The sequence below is a fragment of the Neobacillus niacini genome, assembly GCF_023715785.1.
GTDB lineage: Bacteria > Bacillota > Bacilli > Bacillales > Cytobacillaceae > Neobacillus > Neobacillus niacini_E.
The window spans coordinates 198,367-224,579 of record NZ_JAMBOX010000002.1 but is presented as its reverse complement, the minus strand read 5'-3'; the positions used below and the strand labels follow the sequence as shown (position 1 = coordinate 224,579).

The following is a 26,213-nucleotide window of genomic DNA, read 5'->3' as shown; positions in this document are numbered from 1 at the left end:
TTACTGTCGGCTAGTATTGCGACACCAACTTTCAGGTCTTTCACCTGTATGCTATTCAGCATAAATAGGACCTGTCTAGTTCTCCTTTTCCCACCTTTTAAATTCCATATTTACAGAATCAATCAAGGTCTTACTAATTTCCTTCCAAACCACTTCGCCCTTTTCCTTCGTTGCTAAGGTTGCTTTCCACAGGATGCCGCTCTCTGCTGTAATTCTCTTTGGAATCGGCAGCATGTCGTAAAATGGATAGTATTCCGCTTGATCGTCTATCGCCTTCGAAAAATCCACTAACTCAGGGGCAACATACATCATCACAGATGTTTCAAAAATAGAAGCATGCTCAATCCCCCAACCTGGGAATTGTCCCTCAAACACATACTCCATTGTTTCAGGCTTTAAATCACTAAAGGGTGTTTCGATAATAAGCAACTTTAAATCGGGATAATCTCGCTTTGTATCTTCGTAAACATTGTACGCAGCATCATAAATAAAATTTGAATTCTCAAAATGCCAATTAAATAGGACGATTTTCCTGAAGCCCGTCCTGATAAATTCATGCACAACATCCGTAATGATCGCGGTCAAGGTTGAGCCCCTTACAGAAATTGTTCCTGGGAAGGTCTGGCCACCACCTGTACAAGGACGCGAGCGAAATCCATAACACACAGTAGGTGCTACCAATAAATCTGTTTCCTTTGCAACGTCAAGGGCCATTCTCTCTGAAAGAAGTGCATCCGTACATAGGGGCATATGGGGTCCATGCTGTTCCGTTGCGCCGATGGGCAGAATGACTCCGACTCCTTTTTCTACGGCATCTCTTACCTCCATCCAAGTCATTTTAGACATTAATCTTTTGTTCATTGCTAGCACTCCCTTTTTTTTATATTTGATAATTTACATTTTTTAATATGAATCGGTATGAACATATCAATTTTCTAAGCAACACTTCCTTTCTATTCCGCTACCTTTCCTACATTTCTAAAAAAATGTGATATTCTATTCGGTTAATCATTGTTGCTTATTATGAAACTGTGTTCTGGAAAAATTTTTAATAAGGAAATAATACCATCTAGTAAGTTTGAATTCAATTATATTTTCTGAATCTTCAACCAATTATTTTGACAAAAAAAGACATGTATGATTATCATGCCTTTTCATAACAATAGCATTACCTTTTATCCTTAACTCTTCTAATCTTGTTTCTGTCATTCGTATGGTTGGACCAGAAATACTAACTGCACCCTTCACTTCTCCAAGATGGTTAAAGATTGGGGACGCCATGCGAGACTAGTGTGGTTAATATCCGAAATCGAACTTTTATTAAGCCCCAGCTTTTCAGCTAATTCTGTTACTCCTAAAACACTTTTCTTTTTACTAAGATAGTCAATAATGGTCAAGGCTCGATGAATTGATTGTATCATATAGATTCCCTCTATCTTCTATAATATGTATATAGTAGTATCAGGATTAATTTCAATTATTTACCATTTTTATTATAGCAACAAAAATTTTTAAATTGAAATAAATTTACATTTTTAGTAAGATGTTAAAATTATCTACAGTAGCAAAAGTACAAAAAAAGCTGCCAAAGGCAGCTTCTTTCGAAATGTCATGCAATTTTCGTCTCAAACACAAGCGTTTTTAGTTTTTTCCTTGCCCGATAAATCTTGGTCTTTACGGTGCATGGGTTGAGTTGCAATAAATGGGCGATTTCCTCTTCCTTCAGCCCCTTCAACACCTTTAGTGTCAACAGCCCCTGCTGTTCGCGGGACAGTTTGCCAGCGGCCGTTTTAATTTGGTCAAACAAACAGGATGCCTCGACCTCTTGGAGCACATTTTGGTTCATTTCTTTGCCGATGAACTCCAGCGTTTCCTGGTCCATCAGGACACCTTTCCGTTTCTTTTCCCTGCGGATAAAATCAATCGCCGTCCGGGTGGCTATTACCGATAACCAAGCCCCCATTTTTCGCACATCTTCAATGGTATCCAGTTTGTTCATTGCCTTAATAAACGTCTCTTGGACAATATCCTCCGCATAATATCGATCCCTAGTAATTGAATATGCGTTCAGGTACAGCCGTTTATAAAACAGAGAATAAATCTCTGAGAAATCCACTACCATCTTGCCAATCCCCTCTCTTTTTCTAACCCTTAGCTCTCCATCCATAACGTAATCGTCACTTTAAACAAGTCCCCATCCGCCTCGATGTCCATTTTGCCTTCATGAAGGTCGATAATGGATTTGACAATCGCAAGTCCGAGGCCAGATCCATCCGTATGGCGTGACGTATCGCCGCGCTTGAACCGTTCATACAGTTCGTCGGCATTGTCGCTTAGCTCATATTTTGAAACGTTTTTAAATGTAAGGACCGCTTGATTCTCTTGGGTTACAATCGAAATATAAACCCGTGAATTTTCTAATGAATATTTCAAGATATTGCCGATTAAGTTATCAAACACGCGCCAGATCTTTTGTCCGTCCACCATGGCATAAACGGGATCGGCTGCTTTCGTCACCCGAAATTGCAGGCTCGACGCCTGAATCGTTTCGTCATATTCGGCAAGCGCCTGCTCCAACAGCTGGTTGAGATCGACTCGCTCCTTGACAAGTTCGATGTTGCCAGTGGCCATTTTTGATACTTCAAATAAATCATCGATTAATGCCTTTAACCGCTTTGATTTTCTGTCAATAATTTCAAGATACGCTTTCCGTTCGTCCTCCGATAAGCCGCTCTCCTTCAACAGCTGCGTATACGTAATAATGGATGTCAGTGGCGTTCTTAAATCATGGCTGACGTTGGAGATCAGCTCTGTTTTCAGTCGTTCACTCTTGGCTTGCTCCGACTGGGATTGCTTTACTCCCTGTTTCAAAACATTGATGTTGCCAGCAAGCGTGGCAAACACCGATTTCCCTTTGACAGGCAGATCTTCCCCCAGTTTCCCCTCAGCCAGTTCGTTTGTTTTTTTCACAATTCGGTTAAAATAACCGATTTTTTTGAGCAGGAACATGCCAAGCGGGACGCCGGCTGCCGCCAGCAACACTAGATAAAATAGGATAAATATCGGATTTATTGCAGTCATGAAAGACGCCATTCCTATAAAAAATACAGCCGCCAACAGAATGAACACCTGTACACCGATACTCTGAACAAGAAACGCTTCAACTAGACTTTCTTTCACAGAAATGAAAAATTGCTTTGTCAGTTTCCAGGACTTTTTCATCAGACTCTTTTCCCATTGGATTTTCAGATTAGGCCAATCCTTGAGATCAATCATCAAAAATTTCAACTGAATATTCGCAATCATGACCAATAAAGCAGCGATGGCCAGAGTGAAGACAATTTCCACTACATTAGAAAGATAAGGGTTTAGCGGGAGATATGAAATACTGTCACTCATGACAGCCATTGTAATGACAGCAATGATCGCCACTACCGCGAACAGTGCCGCCCTGATGTCAATTGGAAGCTTGTTGTAATAAGGCCGCCATTTCCCCAAAGCCGCATTCACTCCGGCCATTCTTCTTGAAAAAAATAGGCACAATAATAGAACGACTCCACTTGCCAAGACATAGACAAGCATGATGGATTGATTTTGTTTATAGTTGTTGTATTCCCTCATAATAAAGTTGGAATCTTCAAGGTTTTTGGCAATCGCAAGCTGTCCTTCAAACGACACGTTGTTGTTTGCTGCCGTTAATGCTTCAGAAATATCTTCATACCCTCCGGAACCGAAATGGATGAAGTAGTCTCTCGGAATCGAAAAGTCGGTCACATATAGCATGCCACTTTGCTTCAAGCTTCCTTGGTCGGGATCTGATAGATTTGTATGGACCTCCCCTGTATTCGGGTCTTTATAATAATAGGTAAAGGTTTTGCTGTATCTTGAAAAATCTGCAAGATATTGGTTCCGTTCCTTAAAAAACTTATCGATTTTCACTTCTTTTTCCTTGAGGATCTTTTGCCGAACATGATCGTCACTTGAGAAATTTTTACTGATATCATCTATCTTTGTGTCTCTTTCCTTTATATAGGCAGTGGCGACTTCTTCATTATTGGACGCTAATGCATCCTGAATCCGAGTTTCGTATTGCGCTTTAATGTTGGAAATTTGCGAATCCAAATCTCCATAGCGATAGCGGTGCTCGTCAATTTCTTCCGCACTGACAGTAATCGCTGCTTTCGCCTCTTCCGGTGTGGTCTTGTTCAGTTCAAACATGGCCAAATAGCTGGCAATTTGATCAAGCTCTGATTGAAATTCAGGAGTGTGGAAATAGTCCTGATGTATGTATCGTTGGCCTGACATGAAAAAGGTTAAGATACCGCTAAGCGCAAATGTTAGAAAAAACGCCCAAATATATAGGACAATACTACTTTTCCATCTTGTAGCCAATTCCCCACACCACCTTCAAATATCTTGGATTCTTTGGATCAATTTCAATTTTCTCGCGAATTTTCCGAATATGGACCGCTACCGTATTTTCCGCGTTATAACCGGGTTCCTTCCAAACCCGTTCATAAATCTCATCAATGGAAAATACACGTCCGGCATTGGTCATCAATAGCTCGACAATCTTGTATTCAATCGGCGTCAGCTTAACCGGCTCACCGTTAACGCATACTTCCTTTGCCGCCTGGTCAAGCGTAAGCCCGTTAAGGTCAATCACTTTTTTAATCCCATCATAGGTCCCCAGTGACACATATCTCCGGAGCTGAGATTTCACGCGGGCGACAAGCTCCATTGGGTTAAATGGTTTGGTGACATAATCATCCGCTCCCACCTGAAGTCCAAGGATCTTGTCGGTGTCTTCACTTTTTGCACTTAAAATGATTATCGGGATATTTTGTTTTTCACGAATTTTAAAGGTCGCCGAAATTCCGTCGAGCCTTGGCATCATTACATCAAGAACGATCAGATGAACACTCCGTTCATTTAAAATCTCCAGCGCTTCGATTCCATCCTGTGCTTTCAGAACGGTGATGCCTTCATTTTTTAGATATATTTCAATCGCATCACGGATTTCCTTTTCATCATCAACTACAAGCACATTATAATTGGTCATTTTTCCTCCGCCTTCTTTCTACCCTTACCTGTCTCTATCCTAAACAGAAAATCTTAAAACTAACTTACGATAAATCTTAAGATTTTCTTAAGGTTTATTTAAATTCCTATTAAGAGGAAATTTGCAAATCTATCTTTTACTAGAATACCAATGATTTTATTAAAGAAAAAGTCGGATTAAAACGAAAAGAAGCCGAAAACATACAGATTTTGTATATTTTCAGCTTCTAAAATACTCTTTTCATTTTTCTAAAGCAAAGGTAACAGCTTCCTTAGCATGGATTTCTGATGTATCAAACAACGGGACTATGACCTCATGGGGTTTAATCAATAATCCAATCTCCGTACAACCGAGGATGATGCCTTCTGCACCGTCTTCGACCAGTTTTTGGATGACCCCTTTATAATAGTCCTTTGAAGCTGGTTCAATTATTCCCAGGCATAACTCCTCAAAAATGATTTTGTTAATCATTTCACGTTCTTTGGCTTCAGGCACGATGACCTCGAGGTTGTTTGCGATTAACCTTGAAATATAAAAGTCTTGTTCCAGAGTGTATTTCGTTCCCAGGAGGCCGATTTTGCGAATCCCCGCTTTTTCGATTTGAATGGCGGTTGCGTCTAAAATATGCAAGACTGGGATACTGATTCTTTCTTCTATTAGATTGATGACCTTATGCATGGTATTTGTACAAATCACGATAAAGTCCGCCCCGGCCTTTTCTAATGAACGGGCGGCTTCTCCCAATAGTCGGCCTGCCTGTTCCCACTCACCTGTCGCCTGCATCTGTTCAATCTCTGAAAAATCAACACTGTATAGGAGGCACTTCGCCGAATGCAGGCCACCGAGTTTTCTTTGCACTTCTTCATTAATGATCCGATAATATTCTGCCGTCGATTCCCAACTCATGCCGCCAATAAGACCGATTGTTTTCAACGTAAATCCTCCTCTTTCACCTCTAGTTTTTCATAAAAGCTGTCCAGAAACGGATGGATATCGGGTTCACTATAATAATAGTCATCATTTATTTCAATGGGGGTAAACTGGAAGGTTTTCTTGCCATCTTCAAAAAATGTAATCGAGTACCGGTACCCTACCTGTTTTTCTTGATTAGCCTCCGGAATAAACTTAATGTCCTTTATCTCTTTCAAAAAGTCATCAATTACCTTTTTGTCTTTGACCGTCTTTTTATATCCTGTACTCCCGTCAAGAATCACTATTTTAGTTACCTTGTCAATATTTCCTCCGTAGAACTCGGGCAGCGTTTTTGTTTCGAGACCACAGCCAGCTAATCCAATTAACATAGTAAAAACGAAAATGAGAATCCGCAAGGCTTTCCCCCTCCAAAAATTTCCTTTTCATAATTTAAAAATACCACAGCCCGCGGACTGTGGCATTAAAATTTTTAGCTAATGAAACAAATAGTTTAATAACGGAGGCAAAACTATTAAGAAAAGGGAACCTGATAGTAGCAGGTTCGTTACTTTATTGGAAAATTTTCCCCTGCCTTTCACGGGATTCCAACGGCTGAATTGTAACCTATTTCGATACAGAACCAAAAACAGGATGAAAACAGCCGCGAACCCAAACCAACCGTAAACATGCGTGTCCGTTCCACGCTTTTTATAAAAGAAATTTATGTCGAACCGAGACTGCTGCTTAATATTCCAAAGATAAAAGCGATACGCGCTAACTCCAATAGGACTTTCATTGTAACACCCTCCAACATGGGTATTATTCTTGACCTACTTTCTCCCAAGTTATCATAAAACTGCCTATATGGTTTTGGCCGTCTACTTGAATTTTGTACGTATCCTGTTTTGGTATCGTTATGGTCGTGTCTTTCGTGAATTCTTCCATTACATCCCCGGAGGAGTTCAGTAGTTTTGCAGACAGTGTTCCATCTTTAGTTGAGGATAAATAGGAAAACTTAATGTTATCCCCTTCGGAAAAATCGATTTCTTTAAAGTAATACCCAGAAAATTTACTGTATTCCCCACTGATTGAATCTGAAGTACTATGAAGTTCTCCAGTTTTTATAACATAGGATCCTCCCGTACAGCCCATTAATAAGATTGGAAACAATGCCATGAAAAGCCATAGTTTTGTTTTCATATAGCACACTTCTTTTTATGAAATATCCCCTTTACCTTATTTTACCACTTAGTTTTATTCTAAAAAGTGAAATTATTATGAAAAATAAAACGCCACAGCCCTCTGTGGACTGTGGCGTCAATACCTTCTTAAATTGACAATTTCGGAAGAACTTTAGACTTGATTGGCTACCCAAACCAAGGACTGTCTGATTTTTCGTTCGCCAATAGCCTCGATTTACTACCCAAATCTTGACCGGTCTGACTTTTCGTTCGCCAATATGTCTTCAGGTTAGGAAATACGATTTAAATAAATCATCTAACTTGGTTATTTACCATTGAACAGCTTTTTAAACTCCCCGTACCCTTCTTCCTCAAGCTTTTCTTTCGGTACAAACCGCAGTGCGGCCGAGTTGATGCAATACCGAGCCCGGTCTGGCCCTGGCCCATCATCAAATACATGGCCAAGATGGGAGTCTGAGGTTTTCGCTCGGACTTCAATCCTCCTCATCCCATGCGAGGTATCAAAGCGCTCCTCCAATTCCATCCGACGGATAGGATTGGTAAAACTCGGCCAGCCGCATCCAGCATCATATTTATCGGTTGAACTAAACAATGGCTCACCCGAAATAATGTCGACATAGATTCCGTCTTCAGTATGATCCCAGAATTCATTTTTAAAAGGAGGCTCGGTTGCGTTTTTCCTGGTTACATCATATTGAAGCGGTGTTAATTCTTGGCGCAACTCCTCATCTGTTTTGCGCCTCTTCCAATTTTCCCTGATAAATTTCGCCCGGCCCGAAGCCTCAAAATAATGGTTATAGTGAAAAGGAATTTTTTTATAGTAGTTTTGATGTTTTTCCTCAGCTGGATAAAATGGCCCCACTGATAGGATTTCCGTAACAATCGGCTTTTCAAAACGACCGCTTGCAGCCAGCGCCGCCTTAGAAGCTTCGGCCAACTCTCTCTGTTTTTCATTGTGATAAAAAATCGCGGTACGGTATGAAAGGCCGCGATCACTGAATTGGCCGCCCGGGTCGGTTGGGTCGATTTGCTGCCAAAAGAGACGCAGCAATTTTTCATAGGGAAAAATCACCGGATCAAACTTAATTTGCACCGCTTCGAAATGACCTGTGGCATCAGAGCATACTTCTTCATAAGTTGGATTTTCTGTTTGGCCACCCGTGTAGCCCGAGATAACTTCTTTGATCCCGGGTTTTTCATCGAAGGGAGAGACCATGCACCAGAAGCATCCTCCAGCGAAGGTCGCCAGTTCATAATGTTGAGACATTTTTATCAACTCCTATGCCTATTCTAGCGCTAAAATAACGAGTAAGACAAATCCGTTTTTGACTGTATGTCGGATCCGTTTTGCTGATGAGGTTTGCTTACTTGCAGATGGCGGGGCCAACTTGCGGATAACGCTCGCTTACTTGCGGATAACGCTCTCCAACTTGCGGATAAGACTCCCTTACTTGCAATGGCGTTCTCCAATTTGCGGATAAGACTCGCTTACTTGCGGATGACGTTCTCCAACTTGTGGATAAGGCTCGCTTACTTGCGGATAACGCTCTCCAACTTGCGGATAAGTTGCGCTTACTCTCGGATAAGCAATCTTATCTCTCGGTTGACACTCTCCACAGTGTCGACCACCATTTCACTGTCGGATAGCATCCTCTAACTGTCGGATCCCCCCTTCCAACTGTCACATAACCCCCGCCAACTGTCGTACAACCCGCCGCAGTCGCTCACCCTCCAAAAAAACTCCCACAAACCTCGCCACATCTCCCTCATACCCCCATCACACCTAAAAAAAATGAAGCAGAGACCCGCGCCCCTGCTTCACCAACCAAACTTTATATAATCAACCTATATTCATTCCCGGATGGGTCACTTGTCACAAAATAATCTCCCTCAGCGCTGACATTTACCCCCATTTTCCCAAGGCGATCAATCACTTCAGCTCTTGCCTCATGATTTGGAAAAACAAGTGTACTCCAATTTAGCCCCACGCTATTTTTCGGCGGTGTCGGTGCCCCGACTCCCTGCCAAGTATTAATGGCAATATGATGGTGGTAACCACCTGTCGAAAGGAAGGCTGCTTGCGGATAGTAGCTGACGACCTCGAAACCCAGACCCTTTGTATAAAACTCCTCCGCTTTTTTCAAATCGCCAACGTGAAGGTGCAGATGTCCCATGATTGTGCCTGCAGGGAGACCAGTCCATTCGGCATTGCTCTCGGCCAATATTCCTTCAGCATCGAGTTGTTCCGTGGCCATCTCAACCAAGTTGTCCTTCCACGTCCACTCACTTGAAGGGCGGTCGCGGTAAACCTCAATACCGTTCCCATCCGGGTCATTCAAATATAATGCTTCACTGACATAGTGGTCAGCGGCACCAAGTGGATAGCCCGATTGCAGCAAATGCCTTAAAAATACCGATAAATCGGCGCGTGACGGCAATAGTATCGCAAAATGATATAAGCCTGACGTGCGCTCCGGTTTTGACGTTACGTCCACAGGTTGTTCGAGCGATATCAGCGGTGTCTTCCCGTCCGTCGTTAAAACAGCCTGGCGCTCCGATTTTTCCAATATCTTAAGCCCGATAATATTTTGATAAAATGCGAGCGAGTATTCCAGATTTTTAACCTTAATATTGACCTCTCCAACATATACATTTGGCGCTTGATGGAACGTTTCCATATAAATCATTCCTTTTTTTATTATTTATCATTACTATACATGGCGAAAATTATTATCTCGAATTAAAGATATTTTAATTCAAAACAGAAAAAATGTAAAGTAAAAGAGAAAAATTCACAAAAAAAGCAGAGACCCGATCGCTCTCTGCTTCACTCTTCCCACAACGGGATATGGACCTTGAAAGTTGTACCAATTCCCTTTTCGCTCTGAACCTCAATATGGCCTTTCCAGCGCTCAACAATCTGATAACAAACCATAAGCCCCATTCCGGTTCCTTTTTCCTTCAACGAATAAAACGGCGTTCCTAACCTGGCGACTTCTTCAGGGGACATGCCGATGCCCGAATCAGCAACCTCAATGACACCAAAACCGCCGCTTCTGCGGACGCTAAGGGATAATACACCCCCGGCGCGCATGGATTCAAGGCCATTTTTGACGATATTGATGACAACCTGTTTTAATTCGCCACGGTTTCCTTTTATTAAAATTTCATCCTCTATTTGTGCCTGTAATGAAATGTTTTTTGACATTAAGGCGAAGGAGTTCATTAATTCCGCCACCTGTTTTGCCAATTCGCCGGCACTAACTTTTTCTACTTGTTCCAGGTCTGGTTTGGCGAGGGATAGGTATTCATGAATAATTTTCTCTGCCCGGTTTAGCTCTTCTATCATTAATCGGATATAAGATAATTCAGTTTCACTTAAGTGATCCTTTGCCAGAAAGATTTGCAGGAAGCCTCTTACCACTGTCATCGGGTTGCGTATTTCATGGGCCACCGAGGCCGCCAGCTGCCCGATCGCATTCATTTTTTCCGCATGCTGCAGTTCCTTTTGGATTTTTGTCATTTCCATTATTTGTTCCATTTCATCGATTGCTGCTTCGACTCGATTCATATACACCGGGTGTTCCGTTCCAGCGCCAACTTCCTTATATGTATCGGATAGCCGTTCGAACAGGACGGATAGGTGTGACGTCATCTGGTTAAACCTTTCCCCTAATCGTTCTATATCAGGTTGGTTGGAGATTTTCACTTTTACTTGAAAATCTCCTGAACTCACTGCATCAATCCCAGAGATAATCTCTTCCACCGGTTCGAGCACTTTTTTAATGCCCCAGTTTAAAATAAAATAGACCAGCAAAGTTACAATCACCAGTGCCAACAGTAAATGAAAAGCCATTTTTTGCTTATACGTATCAATGACTGAAGCATCCACATCGACAGCCAATACGGCAATTACCCTGTTATTTTGATCAAGGATAGGCTCAAATGCCGTGATCCAGGAGCCATAATGATCATCATAATGAGAGGTGCTGGAAGTTGTTTTTTCACGGATGGCCCGATCAAATGCATCCAGATAAATCGTTCCGGCCTTATATGCACTGAAACTCTTAATTCCCATATCATCGTATATATATGAGACAGCTAAAAAGGTTAATTCATTATCATCCTTTTTATCAATATTCATTAAATAACCTTGCATATATTCCGTGTCTTTTTGATTAATTAACCCGACTAACTGTTCTAACCGCTTTGATGAAGGATTATTTGGATCACGTGATTCCTTTGCTGTTAATACATCGTTGACAGGAATGGTTACACTCCAAAGCCTAACAATGCCCTCAGCACGTTCAGTCAACTGGGTTGTTATTTGCTTTGTTTCAAACATGAAGGTGAACCCCGCAGTTGAAACCACCAGCCAGAAGGTGATGAATAATGAAAAAAATTGGATTTTGCGATAAAGCGGCAAGGTTCTAATGTGACGTTTCCACATAGGTTGTAGTCCTTTCAGAAGTTCTCATTTTCCAAAAATTCGACACCCCGCACCGTAACTCCTTTGTTAACTCTGGTCAAAGAAAAATTTTTATAAAAAAAATAAACAAAAAATTAAATTTTCGCCTTTTTTGCTTACTAAAAAAAGCAGAGGGCTTTCCTCTGCTTCCTAAGCTGTTGCATGAGCTGCCTGTTTCGTTTCTTTCTGTTTTTCTTGAATCAATAATCCGCCTGCCAGGCCAATGACTGAGAAGACGACAGGGATTAATAGCCCGTAGTAGTATGCGATGTTGCTTGAAGCAAGTTGGAAATGGTCAATGACTTTTCCGAAAAAAAATGGCAATAGGACGGCGCTTATAAATCCGCCCGTATTCGCGAAGCCCGAAACAATCCCAACCTCTTGCACCGGAAACGACTGTCGGACGACGGCAAATGTGAGGGAACTTGCCCCATTACCGTACCCAATGATAAAGAATAACACTAAAAGAACAAAGAATGGCGGCTTGGCATCAAACAATAGAAATACAGACCAGCTTAAAAATACGATGGCATGGGCCAAAACATATGGCCGCTTAATGGAACCTAGCCGGCTGGAAATCCAACTGGTTAACGGCGCACCAGCCAAAGCGCCAAAAAGGCCAAACATGACTAATTGACTGGCGGCCGACCGGGACATTTCATACACGTTCATTCCGTACGGGACTGCCCATGACCCGATAAAGCCCACATAGGTTCCCATCAGGCCGAAGTGACAAAAAAATGCAGCCCACGCCTGCCGGCTGGAAAAAACTTTCCGGAGCAATGGCAACACTTTTTCGTGGGTATTTTTTGCCTTACCCTTTCCTTCTGCTTTTTTAAACAGTTGGTTTGATTTTTTTTCAAGGATGAAATAAAGCATTATACCGGAAAGGCACAGAATCATTCCGGTAATGAAAAATGGGGCCCGCCATCCGGATAAGGAAATCCAGGAGGCAAACGGAACTGTTGCCACTAGGAACCCAAAGCTGCCAGACATCGCGGCAAAGCCAAGGAGTCGGACAAATTCCTGGGCCCTAAACCATTTGCTTAAAATTAACACCAGATTGACCCAAATGGCGGCATCCCCTATCCCAACCAGCAGTCTGGCCAAAATCAGCACGAATTCATGCGGGGCCAAACTATAGATAACAGTACCAACGCCATTGAGGATCGTCCCAATAATTAAGAAAAAGTTAGGTCCATATCGGTCTGACAAAATCCCGATCGGTATTTGCAGGCCTGCATAGGCCAGGAATTGAATGCTTGCCAACAGCCCTATGGTTGAAGCAGTAATATTGAAATCCTTCATTAATTGATCGGTAATCAGTCCCGGAGCTGTCCGTTGACTGACGATTAAAAAATACGTAAATAAAACGGCAGAAAACACAACCCACCGATACTTGCTCGTTTGTTTCTCCAATGATCTCTTCCCCTGTTCGTTTCAATCTAATTTTCAATTATACTCCTTTTTTTCTGGTCTGGATTATTTTTTTATTTGGAGGCGGTTTCATTTGAGTACACAATCGAAAAAGGCTTTCTGCTGCCAGAAAGCCTTTATTCTTATGAATTTCCTTGTTCTGCTTCCCACTTGGCCACTTCATCGCGAACCCGTGGGGCGACTTCCTCGCCTAACAATTCAATTGATTTCATGACATCTTCGTGCGGCATTGTTCCGACAGGGCAGTGCAGCATAAACCGGGTAATGCCGACATTTTTGCGGAGATGGACGATTTTTGCTGCAACCGTTTCTGGGTCGCCTACATACAGTGCTCCTTCAAAGCTGCGGGCGGCATCGAAGCTTTCACGGCTATAATGGCCCCAGCCCCGCTCCCGCCCAAGGACGTTCATTGCTTGTTGAGTTGATGGGAAAAACTTTTCGGCCGCTTCATCCGTTGTCTCAGCAATGAAGCCATGGGAATGTGACGCAACCGTAAGCTTTGAAACATCATGCCCAGCCCGTTCAGCAGCTCTTTGATACAACTTAACAAGCGGTGCGAACTGTACGGGTCTGCCTCCGATAATCGCCAATACCAGCGGCAAGCCGAGCAGTCCGGCACGCACACATGATTGGGTATTTCCCCCGCTGCCGATCCAGACTGGCAGCGGGTCTTGGACCGGTCTTGGATACACGCCGCGATTATGAATCGCCGGGCGGTGTTTGCCTGACCAGTTCACCACCTCCGACTCACGAATGTTTAACAACAGCTCTAATTTTTCATCGAAAAGCTCGTCGTAATCCTTTAAATCATATCCAAACAACGGGAACGATTCGATAAACGAGCCCCGTCCTGCCATTATCTCGGCACGTCCATTTGAAATCGCGTCAAGGGTGGCAAAATCCTGAAAAACTCGAACCGGGTCGGCGGATGAAAGAACAGTCACTGCACTTGTCAAACGAATCCGTTTTGTTTGTGATGCCGCAGCAGCCAGAACAATCGCAGGGGAAGACGCTGCATAATCCTTGCGGTGGTGTTCCCCGACACCGAAGATATCTAAACCTATTTGATCAGCCAGAACAATTTCCTCCACTACCTCTCGTATGCGCTGGGCATGGCTGATGACCTCGCCGGTTTGGGGGTCTGGTGTTGTCTCTACAAATGTACTGATTCCTATTTCCACAAAAAAGCCTCCCATTTATTTTTAAAATGAATATCTTTATTTTGAGATATTACCATGAGTTTTTCAAGTTAATTCTCTTATATGGCCCAATTGAACATTTTTTCATATATGTCATATAGTGAATTAATGCAAAATGCCTATGGGGGAGTATGTATGATCATCCATGTTGTCGGCCGCGGCGAGACGCTTTGGCAAATAGCCAATCGCTACGCTGTTCCGATGAATTCCATTATTCAAACTAATGCACTACCTGACCCAAACAAATTATTGGTTGGCCAGGCGTTGGTGATTCCGAAACCTGGTACGACCCATGTGGTGAAATATGGGGAGACACTGTGGGCGATTGCCCAGAGGTATGGAGTTACCATTCAGTCCATTGTTCAGGCAAGCCAATTAACAAACCCGAATCTTTTGTATCCTGGCACCACCCTGTTTATACCGGCCATTACCCATACCGTCCATCCTGGTGAAGCACTATGGCAAATTGCCAGCAGGTATGGAACATCAGTCCAAGCAATCGTCAGTGAAAATCAAATCACAAACCCTAACTTAATTTATCCCGGATTAAAGCTCGTCATTCCCAGAGCAAAACCTGCCATTGAAGTGAATGCTTATTCTTACCAAACACCTGAAGCAGCTGCCCAATCTATAAATGAAATAGGGCCTTTACTCACATATTTTAGCCCCTTCGCCTATCTGATTGCAGAAGATGGATCCTTGCAGCCGGTAAAGGATGATGCATCTATTCAGGCTTCAGTAGCCAACCGGGTTGTCCCCATGATGTCCGTTACCAACTTTACCTCCTCCCATGCCGGTTCAAATGTGGCTCATACGATTTTGGCTACTCCGGAGATTAGAGAAAAAGTGCTCACAAACATCGTTACAGTGATGGACCGTAAAGGATATAAAGGGTTAAATATTGATTTTGAAAATGTTTTACCTGCGGACCGCGAGTTATACAATCAGTTTTTGCAAATGGCAGTGGACCGGCTCCATCCAAAGGGATATTTTGTTTCAACCGCGTTAGCGCCAAAGGTCGGGCCCACGCAAGCAGGCCTGTTATATGAAGCGCACGATTATGAGGCCCACGGAAGAATTGCCGATTTTGTTGTCCTGATGACGTATGAATGGGGCTATCGGCTCGGTCCGCCGCAGGCCATCTCGCCTATTAACCAAATGAGAAGAGTTGTTGAATATGCATTGACAGTTATGCCTGCGGATAAAATCTTTTTAGGGTTCCAAATTTATGCCAGGGATTGGAAAATTCCTCATGTAAAAGGGCAAGAGGCGGAAACATTTAGTCCACAGGAAGCGATCAGAAGGGCAATTAAATATGGAGCGAACATTCAATATGACACCACTGCCCAATCACCATTTTTCAGATACGTGGACGAAACCGGTCAAGCTCATGAAGTCTGGTTCGAAGATGCCAGAAGCGCACAGGCCAAGTTCGACATGGTAAAAGACTATAACTTAAGAGGTGTCAGCTACTGGGCATTAGGGTATCCTTACCCGCAGAACTGGGCCTTGTTGAGGGATAATTTTACGATAAAAAAATCATAGAAAAAAGGAATGGCCGCACCATTCCTTTTTCTATTGAATTCTTTTGGACAACAGTTCCATGGCTGCATTTTTTGTGGCATTTGGCTTCAGTTCATCCAGATAGAGAAGTTCTCCGTACAATTTCTCGACTTCCCCCAAAGTCACGGTTGTATTCCCATATTCAAACAGCGGGCTGCTTTCCGGTGAGGGGATATGATTAGAGAGGCCGACTGCATGCAAAAGTTCGTGTAAAATAACCCCGTTCCGATAATCTCTTGTAATAAACCTGTCTGTGCCAATTAGCACAAGCGATTCCATCTTCCCGTAAACCGGGGAGATCCTGACCGGCATCTCAACCCCCAGGACATTATCTAAATAGATGTTATACTCTTTAAAACCTTCTGTTGGCATAAATTTCATTTTAATACTTCGCTCAAAGTCCGCGTGCTTAGAGAGGTCATCGACAATTTTCATTTCATATGGAAAAAAGGTTTTGATTTCGGCAATGGCCCTTTCCACCATTTTGACATCGTCCTCGTTATACTCCCCTTCAAGAGTAATCGCAACTTTATCGGTAAATTTATTCAGCATGTCGACATCTTGCCCAAAATAATAGTCCAAAAATTGCCGCACTTTACTTTCCGAAAAGGTTCGGTTATCGATGGAAAAAGCGACTTCTTTGGCTGCAGTCAATCCATTAGGTTTCGTGGCTAGCATCGTTAATTTATGCTCGCCAGGCGCATCTATCGGCTGATCAAGGGAAACAGGCTTTCCGTCCAGTTGCGCTGTATAGGATACCCGCTCTTCCTTATCAATGTTAAACATCACTTGTTTAAAGTAAACTTTTTTAACGCCCTCTTTGAGACGCGGTGCAAGCGGAGGCTGATCATCCACTTCAAATTTGTAGGAAACAGTTTTCTTTTTCCAAAGCAGCTTAGATTCCCCTTGTAAGAGATAGCTTCCATTCTTCTCCACAAGATAGTTTGGCGTTATTTCTGTGCCATTCAACGTGACACGGGTGATGCCGAAACTATCCTCCAATTTGACAATAGGCTGGACAGCGTACACCTTTCCATTCTCAATCCCGCTTAACTTTATGGAAGGTTCTACAAAGATCGAAAAGTAAACCAATAATGATAGGATTGCACCAGTTATTATACTGAAGATGAGCAGGAACGGCCGGCTTCTCATTCAGGGTCACCACACTTCCATGACAATTTCCCTCTTCAATTATTTCGATAAAAATGCTGATTTTCCTTCTTGTAACGAAAAAGACCCCTCCGCTTTTATATCACACGGATGGGTCTTTCTTATTAAAAATTAGTCTTCAATGATTTCTCTGCGATTCTTCTTGAAGAGCTTCGATAGTACTTCATACACAATTGGCACGACGAATAACGTCAGTAATGTCGAACTGGTTAAGCCGCCGATCACGGTAATCGCGAGTCCTTTTGAGATTAAACCGCCGCCGCCTTCGCCGAGCGCCAATGGAATTAATGCGCCGACAGTGGCAATGGCTGTCATCAGGATCGGACGAAGTCGTGTTGAGCCTGCTTCAAGTACGGCCTCACGCATCCGCATTCCATCACGTTCCATATGAATAATCCTGTCGACAAGAACGATGGCATTTGTGACGACAATCCCGATTAACATCAACAGACCCATCATGACCGGTACGGAAATCGTTTCACCGGCAATGAATAAGCCGACAAATGACCCAATGACCGCAAACGGTAGCGAGAACAGGATCGAAAACGGCGCGACCCCTTCACGGAAGGTGACAACCAGGATAAAGTATACAATCGCAATCGCCGCAGCCATCGCAACGCCAAGCTGGGTAAAGGTTTCATTCATATCCGCCTGGACGCCGGCAACGCTCACAGTCACCCCTTTAGGAAATTCCATTTTATCAATTTTATCCCCTACAGTAGAGGTAACCTTGGAAATATCCTTGCTGGTGATTTTTCCGGAAACAGTCGCGAAGTACTCCCCTTTACTGCGAGCCAGCGTATTCATTGTTGTCCCCTTCTTCACTTCTACAAGTTCAGAAAGTGGCATCGTTGTACCCAGCGCTGTCGGCACCTGTTTTGCCAGCATTTCATCAATCGATTCCGGCAGGGAGGTTTGTGGCTGCTGGACGATGACATCAAGAGAGTTGCCGTCCTTTTCCACTGTCGTCAATACTTCTTTCATCCTGTCCTGCCCCAGCATCATTAAGAGCTGCCCGGTTGTTAATCCATACTTCAACAGATTTGGCTGGTCGACACGAAGGGTATACTCGACGTAAGCTTCTTCTGCGGTGGATGAAACATCTTTAATATCTTTATTTTTCTTCATGAGGTCTTCGACTTTGTTCACGGATTGATGCAGCTTCGTCAAATCTTCACTGTAGAAGGTGTAGCTGATTTCATCCGACGCCCCGCCCATCGAAGAGAAGTTTTGGCTCTTCCAAGTGCCGGATTGGTCCAATGTCGTTACATATTTTTCAATCTTCGCTTTCACTTCAGGGAAGTTCTTCATGTCAGGGTCAAAAATCAGGAACATTAACGCCCCGTTTGAACCACCGCCCATCATCGCTGCCATCGGGTCCCCTGATTCGGTAACAGAAACCTGAACGATTTCAACATCTTTCCGTTCCAGCATCTTATCTTCCACTGCTTGAACGTTTTTCAATGTCTCATCATGAAGTTCCCCAGCTTTTGGTGTGTAAGTTAGGTACATGACCTTATCTTCTTCACTGCCAAGGAAACTGAAGCCAATTAACGGTGTCAGCGCCAAACTGCCTGCCAGCAGCAAAATGGCGACAACCGACGAGATCACCTTATGATTAAGAGATTTTTCCAGGAAAAATTTATACCATTTTGCCAGTTCGCCAGCTTCTTTATGACGTTTCGCCGTCTTTTCACCATATAATTTTTTCCTAAACAACGTATGGGAAAGGGCCGGAACGATGGTGATCGCCACAAGCAGTGACGCACCAAGGGCAAACGCCATTGTCAGCGCAAACGGCACAAACAATTCGCCAACCATGCCGCCAACGAACATCAGCGGTGCAAAAACGGCAACCGTTACAAGTGTTGATGACAAAATCGGCTTAAACATTTCAATGGTTGCTTCACGGATCAGGGCACGGCCCCTTAATTGTTCATCCTTTAAATGAAGCCGGCGATAAATGTTTTCGACGACAACAATGGAGTCATCAATGACCCGCCCAATTGCGACCGTTACCGCACCGAGAGTCATGATGTTCAAGGTAATTTCCATCCAGTGTAATAGCAGGAACGCCATAAACACCGACACTGGAATCGAGATGATCGAGATGATCGTTGATTTAAAATCGCGCAGGAACAGCAGGATAATCAGAACCGCAATCAATCCGCCAAATACTGCTTTTTCCACCATCGTTGACACTGATTTTTCAATCGGTTCACCTTGGTCAAGGGTCACATCGATGTTCAGACCATCATATTTTTTCTTTTCATCCTTAACTAGCTTTTTAACATTATTTACAACATCAACTGTGTTTGCCTGTTGGCCTTTTACGATTTGGATTGCAATCGCGTCTTTCCCGTTTGTGCGGGATATTGATTGGACTTTACCAATCGTTTCAATTTTGGCAATATCGCCAAGCTTCACGAATGGTGATGGATTGGCCGCAGAAGGTGTGACCGGAATGAGCATGTTTTTTAATTCATCAACGGTCATAAACTTGCCGTCAATCGAAACCGCCTGCTCCCCTTCTTTAAACTCGTAGAGTCCTAGGGAAACTGCCATATTGCTCGCTTTCACCATATCTTTTATTTTGTCTTCGGTTAAGCCCAGTTCCGATAATTTTGCTTGATCATACGTAAGGTCAACTTCCTCAATATGCTGACCAGTGATGGTGGCCGAGGCAACACCTTCAAGTTTTTGAATTTTCGGAACGAGACTTTCTTCAACCGTTGAGGTTAATTCCACGATATCCTCTTTTGAACTGCTCACACTGAGCGCCATAATCGGCATCATGTTCATGCTAATGGCAGTTGTCGTCGGCTTTTCAGCGCCTTCCGGCAATTTCAACGAATCAAGAGCCGACTTTAATTCGCGTTTCGCTTCATCCATGTCGATGCCATATTCATATTCGACCTGAATGCTTGCCATATTGGAATAAGAATTTGAATACACAGCCTTGACGTGGTCAAGGTTTTCCGCCGCCTTTTCAATCGGCATCGATACATCATTCATGACTTTTTCAGGAGTCGCTCCCGGATAGACATCCGTGACCATTAAGTATGGTATCGAGATATTCGGAATCGTCTCCATATTCATTCGTGTACCTGAATAAATACCGGATGCGGTAATGATTATGGTCAGCAACCAAACCGCCAATTTATTTCCAATCACAAAGTTTACTAGCCCTTTCACTATTACACCTGCCCTAAATTGACTTATTACACTCAATTCCTTATAATAATGACCAAATAGTCATTTGTCAATCAAAGACTTCGGGAGAGACGATCACATGGTAAAGAAACAATTAATCATGGAAAAATCATTGGAGCTATTTGCAGAGCAAGGGTTTGAGGCCACATCCGTCCAGCAAATCACCGAGCGCTGCGGGATTTCTAAAGGTGCTTTTTACTTGTCATTCAAATCAAAAGACGAGCTTATTATCGCCTTGATTGACCAGTTTATGATGCAAAGCGTTTCCGATATTGACTACATAGTCAGAAACACGAAGGATGACCAGCTTTTATATGAATTTTATTATGCGATTTACCAATCGTTTCACAAGCATTCCGATTTTGCCAAGGTACTTATGAAAGAATTTTCACAAACGCTTAACAAAGAGCTCTTTTTCAAAATGCAATATTACGACCAATTAATTGAAAAAAACATTCTAACGATGATTGAGCGTTTATATGGGAATTCAGTCCAACATACAAAATATGATTTAATGTATACCATTAAAGGATTTATGAATACTTATGCCCACCTATTTGTGTTCTATAATGTGCCAGTGGATTTGCAGCTTCTAGCGGAATCGCTTGCGGAAAAAACAAACCTGCTGGCACGAAATGCCACGATCCCATTTGTTTCAGCTGAGCTGATCAAAATGATCCAGCCGATTGATGAGGAAGTATCAAAGGAGCAGCTAATTGATTTGATTGGCCAAAAGATGGAGGAAATCGAAGAACCAATCGAAAAAGAATCGTTGTTCCTGTTAAGACAGCAGCTGGTGGAACCATCTTTAAGTCCTGCCATTGTAAATGGGCTGCTAGAAAACATCCGTAATAATCCGGATTGCAAATGGATTTCTTATTTGCTCCGCCGTTATGCTTTTTAAGGGAGAATGAAAAAATGACTAACTATATGTTAGGGGTAGATATCGGTACTACGAGTACCAAAGTGGTGTTATTCACCGAGAACGGCAAGGTCATCCAGCAAGAGAATATTGGTTACCCACTGTACACACCTGATATTTCGACTGCTGAACAAGCCCCCGAGGAAATCCTTCAGGCTGTTTTGCGCGCAATATCGAATATCACTAAACAGCATGGGGATAAAAAGCTCCTGTTTATCTCCTTCAGCAGTGCCATGCATAGCGTGATTGCCATGGATGAGAATGATCAGCCGCTGACTGCATGCATCACTTGGGCAGACAACCGAAGCGCCGGATGGGCAGAAAAAATAAAAGTGGAATGGAATGGACATGAGGTGTACAAGCGCACAGGCACACCGATCCATCCGATGTCCCCACTCTCCAAAATTGCCTGGATTGTCAATGAACATCCCGAAATCGCCGTCCATACGAAAAAGTATATCGGGATTAAGGAATATATTTTTAAAAAGCTTTTTGATCAATATGTAGTTGATTATTCCATCGCTTCAGCCATGGGCATGATGAACCTCAATACCTTGGATTGGGACGAGGAGGCATTAACCATTGCCGGCATTAGTCGGGAACATTTGTCTGAGCTTGTGCCGACAACCAAAATATTTACGGACTGTCATCCGGATTTGGCCAGGCAGATGGGGATTGATCCCAGTACCCCCTTTGTTATTGGGGCCAGTGACGGCGTGCTTTCTAATCTCGGCGTCAATGCGATTGGGAAAGGTGAAATTGCCGTTACGATTGGGACAAGCGGGGCAATCCGCACGATTATTGACAAACCGCAAACCGATGAAAAAGGCAGAACCTTTTGCTATGCGCTAACGGAAAGCCATTGGGTCATTGGCGGTCCGGTCAACAATGGCGGCATCGTTCTCCGCTGGATTCGCGATGAACTGGCCGCAGCAGAGGTAGAAACGGCAAAACGATTGGGAATTGACCCGTATGAGGTATTGACGAAGATTGCCGAAGGGGTAAGACCCGGTGCCGATGGATTAATTTTCCATCCTTTTTTAGCAGGAGAACGGGCTCCATTATGGAATCCGGATGTCCGCGGTTCGTTTTTCGGGCTGACAATGGCCCATAAAAAGGAACACATGATTCGGGCTGCCCTTGAAGGAGTCATTTACAACCTATACACCGTCTTTTTGGCATTAACAGAATGCATGGACGGTCCTGTCACACGGATTCAGGCAACCGGCGGCTTTGCTCGGTCGTCTGTCTGGCGGCAAATGCTGTCCGATATCTTGGAATCTGAAGTGGTCGTGCCTGAAAGCTTCGAAAGCTCATGCCTCGGGGCCTGTATACTGGGTTTATATTCATTAGGGAGAATCAATTCTTTTAATTTCGCATCAGAGTTGGTTGGCAGTACCTATAAACACACGCCTGCCCAGGGTGCTGTCAAGGAATACCGTCAGTTACTGCCGATTTTCATGCACTTAACAGAGGTTTTAAAAGAAGATTACTCCCGAATTGCAAAGTATCAGAGGGGAATGGATATAGTGTAATACAGTTACATCATCATGATTTTTTATGGGTTCGGTCGTTTTGAATCTCTCTTATCGACCGAGTCGCATGATTTTTCATAGGTTCGGTCGTTTTGAGCCTCTCTTATCGACCGTGACGAGTGATTTTTCATGGGTTCGGTCGTTTTGAACCTCTCTTATCGACCGTGACGAGTGACTTTTCATGGGTTCGGTCGTTTTAAGCTTTTCTTATCGACCGTGACGAGTGACTTTTCATGGTTTCGGCCGATTTGAACGTATCAGATTCGGGGTATAGAAATTGCCGAGAAAAACAACATTTCTCGACAATAATAGGCGACTTTAATTTTAGTGCCTTAACGACTCTTACTCTTTCGCCCCTGAATTCCCCATATCGGCCTCAATCCTGCTCATGAATTCTTCGGCCGCGCTGTAGCCTTGCTGTTTCAGGTACCAGTTATTGGCTGCCGCCTCGATTAAGCCGGCCACATCACGTCCTGGCTGAAGTTGTATTTCAATCGAAGGGATCTTGACACCCATGTAGTCCTCATACTGAAATTCCTGATCTAAATCGTTGTATAAGGCATCTTTTTCCCATTTGGTCAAATGGATATCAAGCGCGATTCGCGTTTCGTCTTGAAACGCTTTACGGCCGTACAGGCGAACGACATTCAGCAATCCAATACTGCGCAGCGCCAAGAACTCCTTGGTTTTTTCATCGTGAGTGCCCAGAATGGTTTGATGGCTTAATTTCTTTAAGACTACGATATCATCCGCCACCAACCGATGTCCCCGGCGAATTAAGGTGTGTGCCGTCTCGCTTTTTCCGACACCTGAATTGCCACGGATTAAGATGCCAATCCCGGACACGTTCATGCAAACCCCGTGCACCGCAATCTCCTCGGCCAATTCTTTCACCAGATACCCATCTAATTTGGTGATAAACTCGGAAGTCACCTCTGGCTCCTTAGTGACTAACAACGGAATCCCCTGCTCTAAGCAATGATGCTTTAAATAGGTAAGTCCTTCTTCGCCACAGGTGACAATAAAGCATGGTGGATGATAATGAACAATATTTCCAATCCGTATTTTGCGTTCTTCTTCACTTAACCTATGTAAATAGGTAACTTCCTTTTTTCCTAGAATTTGCACTTGCTCAGTCGGAAAAAAATCAAAATACCCGACAAATTCCAGGCCTGGACGATGCACCCTCGGCTGGGTAATCACATTCTGAAGTTGACCTTCGCCGGCCAGTACCTTTAATGAAAACCTCTGAACCAAGTTTTCAACTGTTACTCTCTTCACAATAACCTCTCCGTCCTAAAAAGCTTATTAATAAAAAGATTATAACATACACAAAAAACTGCACCCCCAATCGGAGGCACAGTTTTAAAAAAAAAGAAGAGATTTCCTGCTTACGATACGTTTCGGTCTTTCTTATCGGCTTGTTGTTCTCGCAGACCAAGCGCTCGCTCAGTTGAAGAAGTCACCTTTTGCAAAAGCTCTGGGTTTTCCATCAGTGACACACCATAAGAAGGGATCATTTCCTTAATTTTCAGCTCCCATGCTTTTAGCTGCTGCGGGAAGCATTTTTTGATCACCTGAAGCATGACGTTTACGGCAGTGGATGCGCCTGGTGAAGCTCCGAGCAAGGCAGCGACTGAACCATCTGCGGCACTGACAACTTCTGTTCCAAATTCAAGTGTGCCTTTTCCACCAGCCTCAGTATCTTTGATCACTTGTACACGCTGGCCTGCAACGACGATATCCCAATCTTCGCTTTTCGCGTTTGGAATAAATTCGCGTAATTCTTCAATCCGCTGCTCTTTTGATAGCATAAGCTGCTGGATTAAATATTTAGTTAACGGAATATTTTTAGCGCCTGCCGCCAACATCGTTACGAGATTATTCGGATTCACAGATGTTATTAAATCCATATTGGATCCAGTTTTCAAGAATTTTGGCGAGAAGCCGGCAAACGGTCCAAACAGCAATGATTTCTTGCCTTCAATATATCGTGTATCAAGATGCGGCACAGACATCGGCGGCGCGCCGACAGCTGCTTTGCCGTATACTTTTGCGTGATGTTTTTTGACAACCTCAGGATTTTTGCATACAAGGAATAGCCCGCTAACTGGGAATCCACCAATATGTTTGCTTTCAGGGACACCGGTTTTTTGCAGTAAATGAAGACTTCCACCGCCAGCCCCGATAAAGACGAACTTAGCTGAATGGCGTTCAATGTTACCGGTTGCCATATTCCACACTTGCAATTCCCATGAACCGTCCTCTTTACGTTTCATATCTTCAACCTGATGATTATATTTGATTTCTACATTTTGCTTCTTTAAATGGTCAAACAACATACGGGTTAACGCACCAAAGTTGACATCCGTTCCAGAATCGATTTTTGTAGCGGCAATCGGTTGGTTCGAATTCCGCCCTTCCATAATCAGTGGAATCCATTCCTTTAATTTTTTCGGATCCTCGGAGAATTCCATTCCCTGGAACAACGGATTGTTAGAAAGCGCTTTAAAGCGTTTTTTCAAAAATTCCACATTCTTTTCACCCTGCACCATGCTCATATGTGGCAATGGCATGATAAAGTCATGCGGATTCCGGATTAGATTGCTATTCACTAGATAAGACCAAAACTGTCTGGAAACCTGGAACTGCTCATTAATTTTGATAGCTTTGCTAATATCTATCGATCCGTCTGGTTTTTCGACGGTGTAGTTAAGCTCGCACAATGCAGAATGCCCCGTTCCCGCATTATTCCATTCATTGGAACTTTCTTCGCCTGCTTTATCAAGCTTCTCAAATACTGTAATGTTCCAGTCCGGTACTAATTCTTTCAAAAGTGTCCCCAACGTTGCGCTCATAATTCCGGCACCAATTAAGATTACGTCTGTTTTTGTTTGTTCGATACTCACTTTTCCCATCCCTATCCCCAAATATTTGCAGAAAGGTTGTAGGCGCACTTGCTTCATGAATGCGAAGCAGCAATTAGTCATACACCTTTTCTGGATTTATTTAAACATACCTATAGTTTATCACTATTATTAATAGATTCAAATTATTTAATATTATTTTGATAGTATTTAAGTTAAATTTTAAATGGAAAAAGTAGAAGATCCGCCCACATATGTGAGCGGTCTCATTTTGGGAATCCTTTCATCTTTTTCAAAACCCAACCAAACCTTCCTTACAGAAACCAATGGTTCATGGCATGCAGCCGATCATGACTTTCCTCATAAAGCTTTTTGACCATTTCCTGTTGTACCGCTTGTTTCAGACTTATTGTTCTTTTTTTTATTGTCACCGATAAAGATAAAATATTGAGAGTCATTCTCGTTCATCTCCTTATAAAAATTACCTTTTCTATAGTTACATTGTACGAAGGAATGACCTTGAGCAAACCGCAGTCTTTTTGAGGATCACCGCATTGTTCTTGAAGAGTCCCGCATGATTTTGAGGTACATCGAACATCTTTCTTTGCTGGTTATGGGCAAAATAAAAAACTGCCGGCAGTAGTCAACCTGGCAGTTTTTTAT

22 protein-coding genes are annotated in these 26,213 nt (G+C 43.1%); 3 read left to right on the top strand and 19 right to left on the bottom strand.

Annotated features, from left to right (window positions below; translation table 11 throughout):
• Positions 1–75: 75 nt before the first annotated feature.
• From M3234_RS05650 to M3234_RS05585, 14 genes are all read right to left on the bottom strand, one after another.
• Positions 76–861, bottom strand: a complete 786-nt coding sequence (locus tag M3234_RS05650) for a creatininase (RefSeq protein WP_262303770.1) — start codon at positions 859–861, stop codon at positions 76–78.
• Positions 862–1,113: 252 nt separating this feature from the next.
• Entirely contained in the window at positions 1,114–1,281 is a 168-nt protein-coding gene (locus M3234_RS05645) for an IclR family transcriptional regulator C-terminal domain-containing protein (protein ID WP_262303769.1), read from the bottom strand.
• Positions 1,245–1,421 carry a helix-turn-helix domain-containing protein gene (locus M3234_RS05640; protein ID WP_262303768.1) on the bottom strand — a complete coding sequence of 59 codons (177 nt, stop codon included), beginning with the start codon at positions 1,419–1,421 and terminating at the stop codon, positions 1,245–1,247. The genes M3234_RS05645 and M3234_RS05640 overlap by 37 nt, the downstream gene beginning before the upstream one ends.
• A 188-nt stretch (positions 1,422–1,609) precedes the next feature.
• Positions 1,610–2,122, bottom strand: a complete 513-nt coding sequence (locus M3234_RS05635) for an RNA polymerase sigma factor (RefSeq protein WP_262303767.1) — start codon at positions 2,120–2,122, stop codon at positions 1,610–1,612.
• A 29-nt stretch (positions 2,123–2,151) separates the two neighbouring features.
• Entirely contained in the window at positions 2,152–4,392 is a 2,241-nt protein-coding gene (locus M3234_RS05630) for a sensor histidine kinase (protein WP_262303766.1), read from the bottom strand.
• On the bottom strand, positions 4,370–5,062 hold the full coding sequence (locus tag M3234_RS05625) for a response regulator transcription factor (RefSeq protein ID WP_262303765.1): 693 nt from the start codon (positions 5,060–5,062) through the stop codon (positions 4,370–4,372). The genes M3234_RS05630 and M3234_RS05625 overlap by 23 nt, the downstream gene beginning before the upstream one ends.
• Before the next feature lie 240 nt (positions 5,063–5,302).
• Complete coding sequence (locus tag M3234_RS05620) at positions 5,303–5,995, bottom strand: aspartate/glutamate racemase family protein (RefSeq protein ID WP_262303764.1); 693 nt, start codon at positions 5,993–5,995, stop codon at positions 5,303–5,305.
• A complete protein-coding gene (locus M3234_RS05615) occupies positions 5,992–6,390 on the bottom strand; it encodes a hypothetical protein (RefSeq protein ID WP_262303763.1) in 399 nt (132 codons plus the stop codon). Before M3234_RS05615 ends, M3234_RS05620 begins: the two co-directional genes overlap by 4 nt.
• Before the next feature lie 403 nt (positions 6,391–6,793).
• Positions 6,794–7,174: a hypothetical protein gene (locus M3234_RS05610; RefSeq protein WP_262303762.1), complete on the bottom strand. Its 381-nt coding sequence runs from the start codon at positions 7,172–7,174 to the stop codon at positions 6,794–6,796.
• Positions 7,175–7,480: 306 nt separating this feature from the next.
• Positions 7,481–8,443 carry a peptide-methionine (R)-S-oxide reductase MsrB gene (gene msrB, locus M3234_RS05605; RefSeq protein ID WP_262303761.1) on the bottom strand — a complete coding sequence of 321 codons (963 nt, stop codon included), beginning with the start codon at positions 8,441–8,443 and terminating at the stop codon, positions 7,481–7,483.
• A gap of 565 nt (positions 8,444–9,008) precedes the next feature.
• Entirely contained in the window at positions 9,009–9,854 is an 846-nt protein-coding gene (locus M3234_RS05600) for a VOC family protein (protein ID WP_262303760.1), read from the bottom strand.
• 149 nt (positions 9,855–10,003) lie between these two features.
• Positions 10,004–11,626 carry an ATP-binding protein gene (locus M3234_RS05595; RefSeq protein ID WP_262303759.1) on the bottom strand — a complete coding sequence of 541 codons (1,623 nt, stop codon included), beginning with the start codon at positions 11,624–11,626 and terminating at the stop codon, positions 10,004–10,006.
• A gap of 168 nt (positions 11,627–11,794) precedes the next feature.
• Positions 11,795–13,063, bottom strand: a complete 1,269-nt coding sequence (locus tag M3234_RS05590; RefSeq protein ID WP_262303758.1) for an MFS transporter — start codon at positions 13,061–13,063, stop codon at positions 11,795–11,797.
• Positions 13,064–13,203: 140 nt separating this feature from the next.
• Positions 13,204–14,262 carry an LLM class flavin-dependent oxidoreductase gene (locus M3234_RS05585; protein ID WP_262303757.1) on the bottom strand — a complete coding sequence of 353 codons (1,059 nt, stop codon included), beginning with the start codon at positions 14,260–14,262 and terminating at the stop codon, positions 13,204–13,206.
• 153 nt (positions 14,263–14,415) lie between these two features.
• On the opposite strand from M3234_RS05585, the gene M3234_RS05580 reads away from it, so the two are divergent.
• Positions 14,416–15,825, top strand: coding sequence for a glycoside hydrolase family 18 protein (locus tag M3234_RS05580; RefSeq protein WP_262303756.1), 1,410 nt, complete (start codon positions 14,416–14,418; stop codon positions 15,823–15,825).
• Positions 15,826–15,855: 30 nt separating this feature from the next.
• On the opposite strand, the gene M3234_RS05575 is transcribed toward M3234_RS05580, so the two are convergent.
• Positions 15,856–16,995: a hypothetical protein gene (locus M3234_RS05575; protein ID WP_262303755.1), complete on the bottom strand. Its 1,140-nt coding sequence runs from the start codon at positions 16,993–16,995 to the stop codon at positions 15,856–15,858.
• Between the two features lie 129 nt (positions 16,996–17,124).
• Positions 17,125–20,208 carry an efflux RND transporter permease subunit gene (locus M3234_RS05570; protein ID WP_262303754.1) on the bottom strand — a complete coding sequence of 1,028 codons (3,084 nt, stop codon included), beginning with the start codon at positions 20,206–20,208 and terminating at the stop codon, positions 17,125–17,127.
• Positions 20,209–20,305: 97 nt separating this feature from the next.
• On the opposite strand from M3234_RS05570, the gene M3234_RS05565 reads away from it, so the two are divergent.
• Both M3234_RS05565 and gntK read left to right on the top strand, forming a co-directional pair.
• Positions 20,306–21,130 carry a TetR/AcrR family transcriptional regulator gene (locus tag M3234_RS05565; protein WP_262303753.1) on the top strand — a complete coding sequence of 275 codons (825 nt, stop codon included), beginning with the start codon at positions 20,306–20,308 and terminating at the stop codon, positions 21,128–21,130.
• Positions 21,131–21,144: 14 nt separating this feature from the next.
• Entirely contained in the window at positions 21,145–22,683 is a 1,539-nt protein-coding gene (gene gntK, locus M3234_RS05560; protein ID WP_262303752.1) for a gluconokinase, read from the top strand.
• A 342-nt stretch (positions 22,684–23,025) separates the two neighbouring features.
• Here the strand turns inward: gntK and hprK are convergent, their stop codons facing one another.
• The 3 genes from hprK to M3234_RS05545 form a co-directional block, all read right to left on the bottom strand.
• On the bottom strand, positions 23,026–23,964 hold the full coding sequence (gene hprK, locus M3234_RS05555; protein WP_262303751.1) for an HPr(Ser) kinase/phosphatase: 939 nt from the start codon (positions 23,962–23,964) through the stop codon (positions 23,026–23,028).
• 110 nt (positions 23,965–24,074) lie between these two features.
• The gene (locus M3234_RS05550) at positions 24,075–25,601 is read right to left on the bottom strand and encodes a malate:quinone oxidoreductase (protein ID WP_262303750.1); all 1,527 of its coding nucleotides are present in this window, start codon (positions 25,599–25,601) and stop codon (positions 24,075–24,077) included.
• A gap of 263 nt (positions 25,602–25,864) precedes the next feature.
• Positions 25,865–26,008, bottom strand: a complete 144-nt coding sequence (locus M3234_RS05545; protein ID WP_262303749.1) for a YrzI family small protein — start codon at positions 26,006–26,008, stop codon at positions 25,865–25,867.
• Positions 26,009–26,213: the final 205 nt, after the last annotated feature.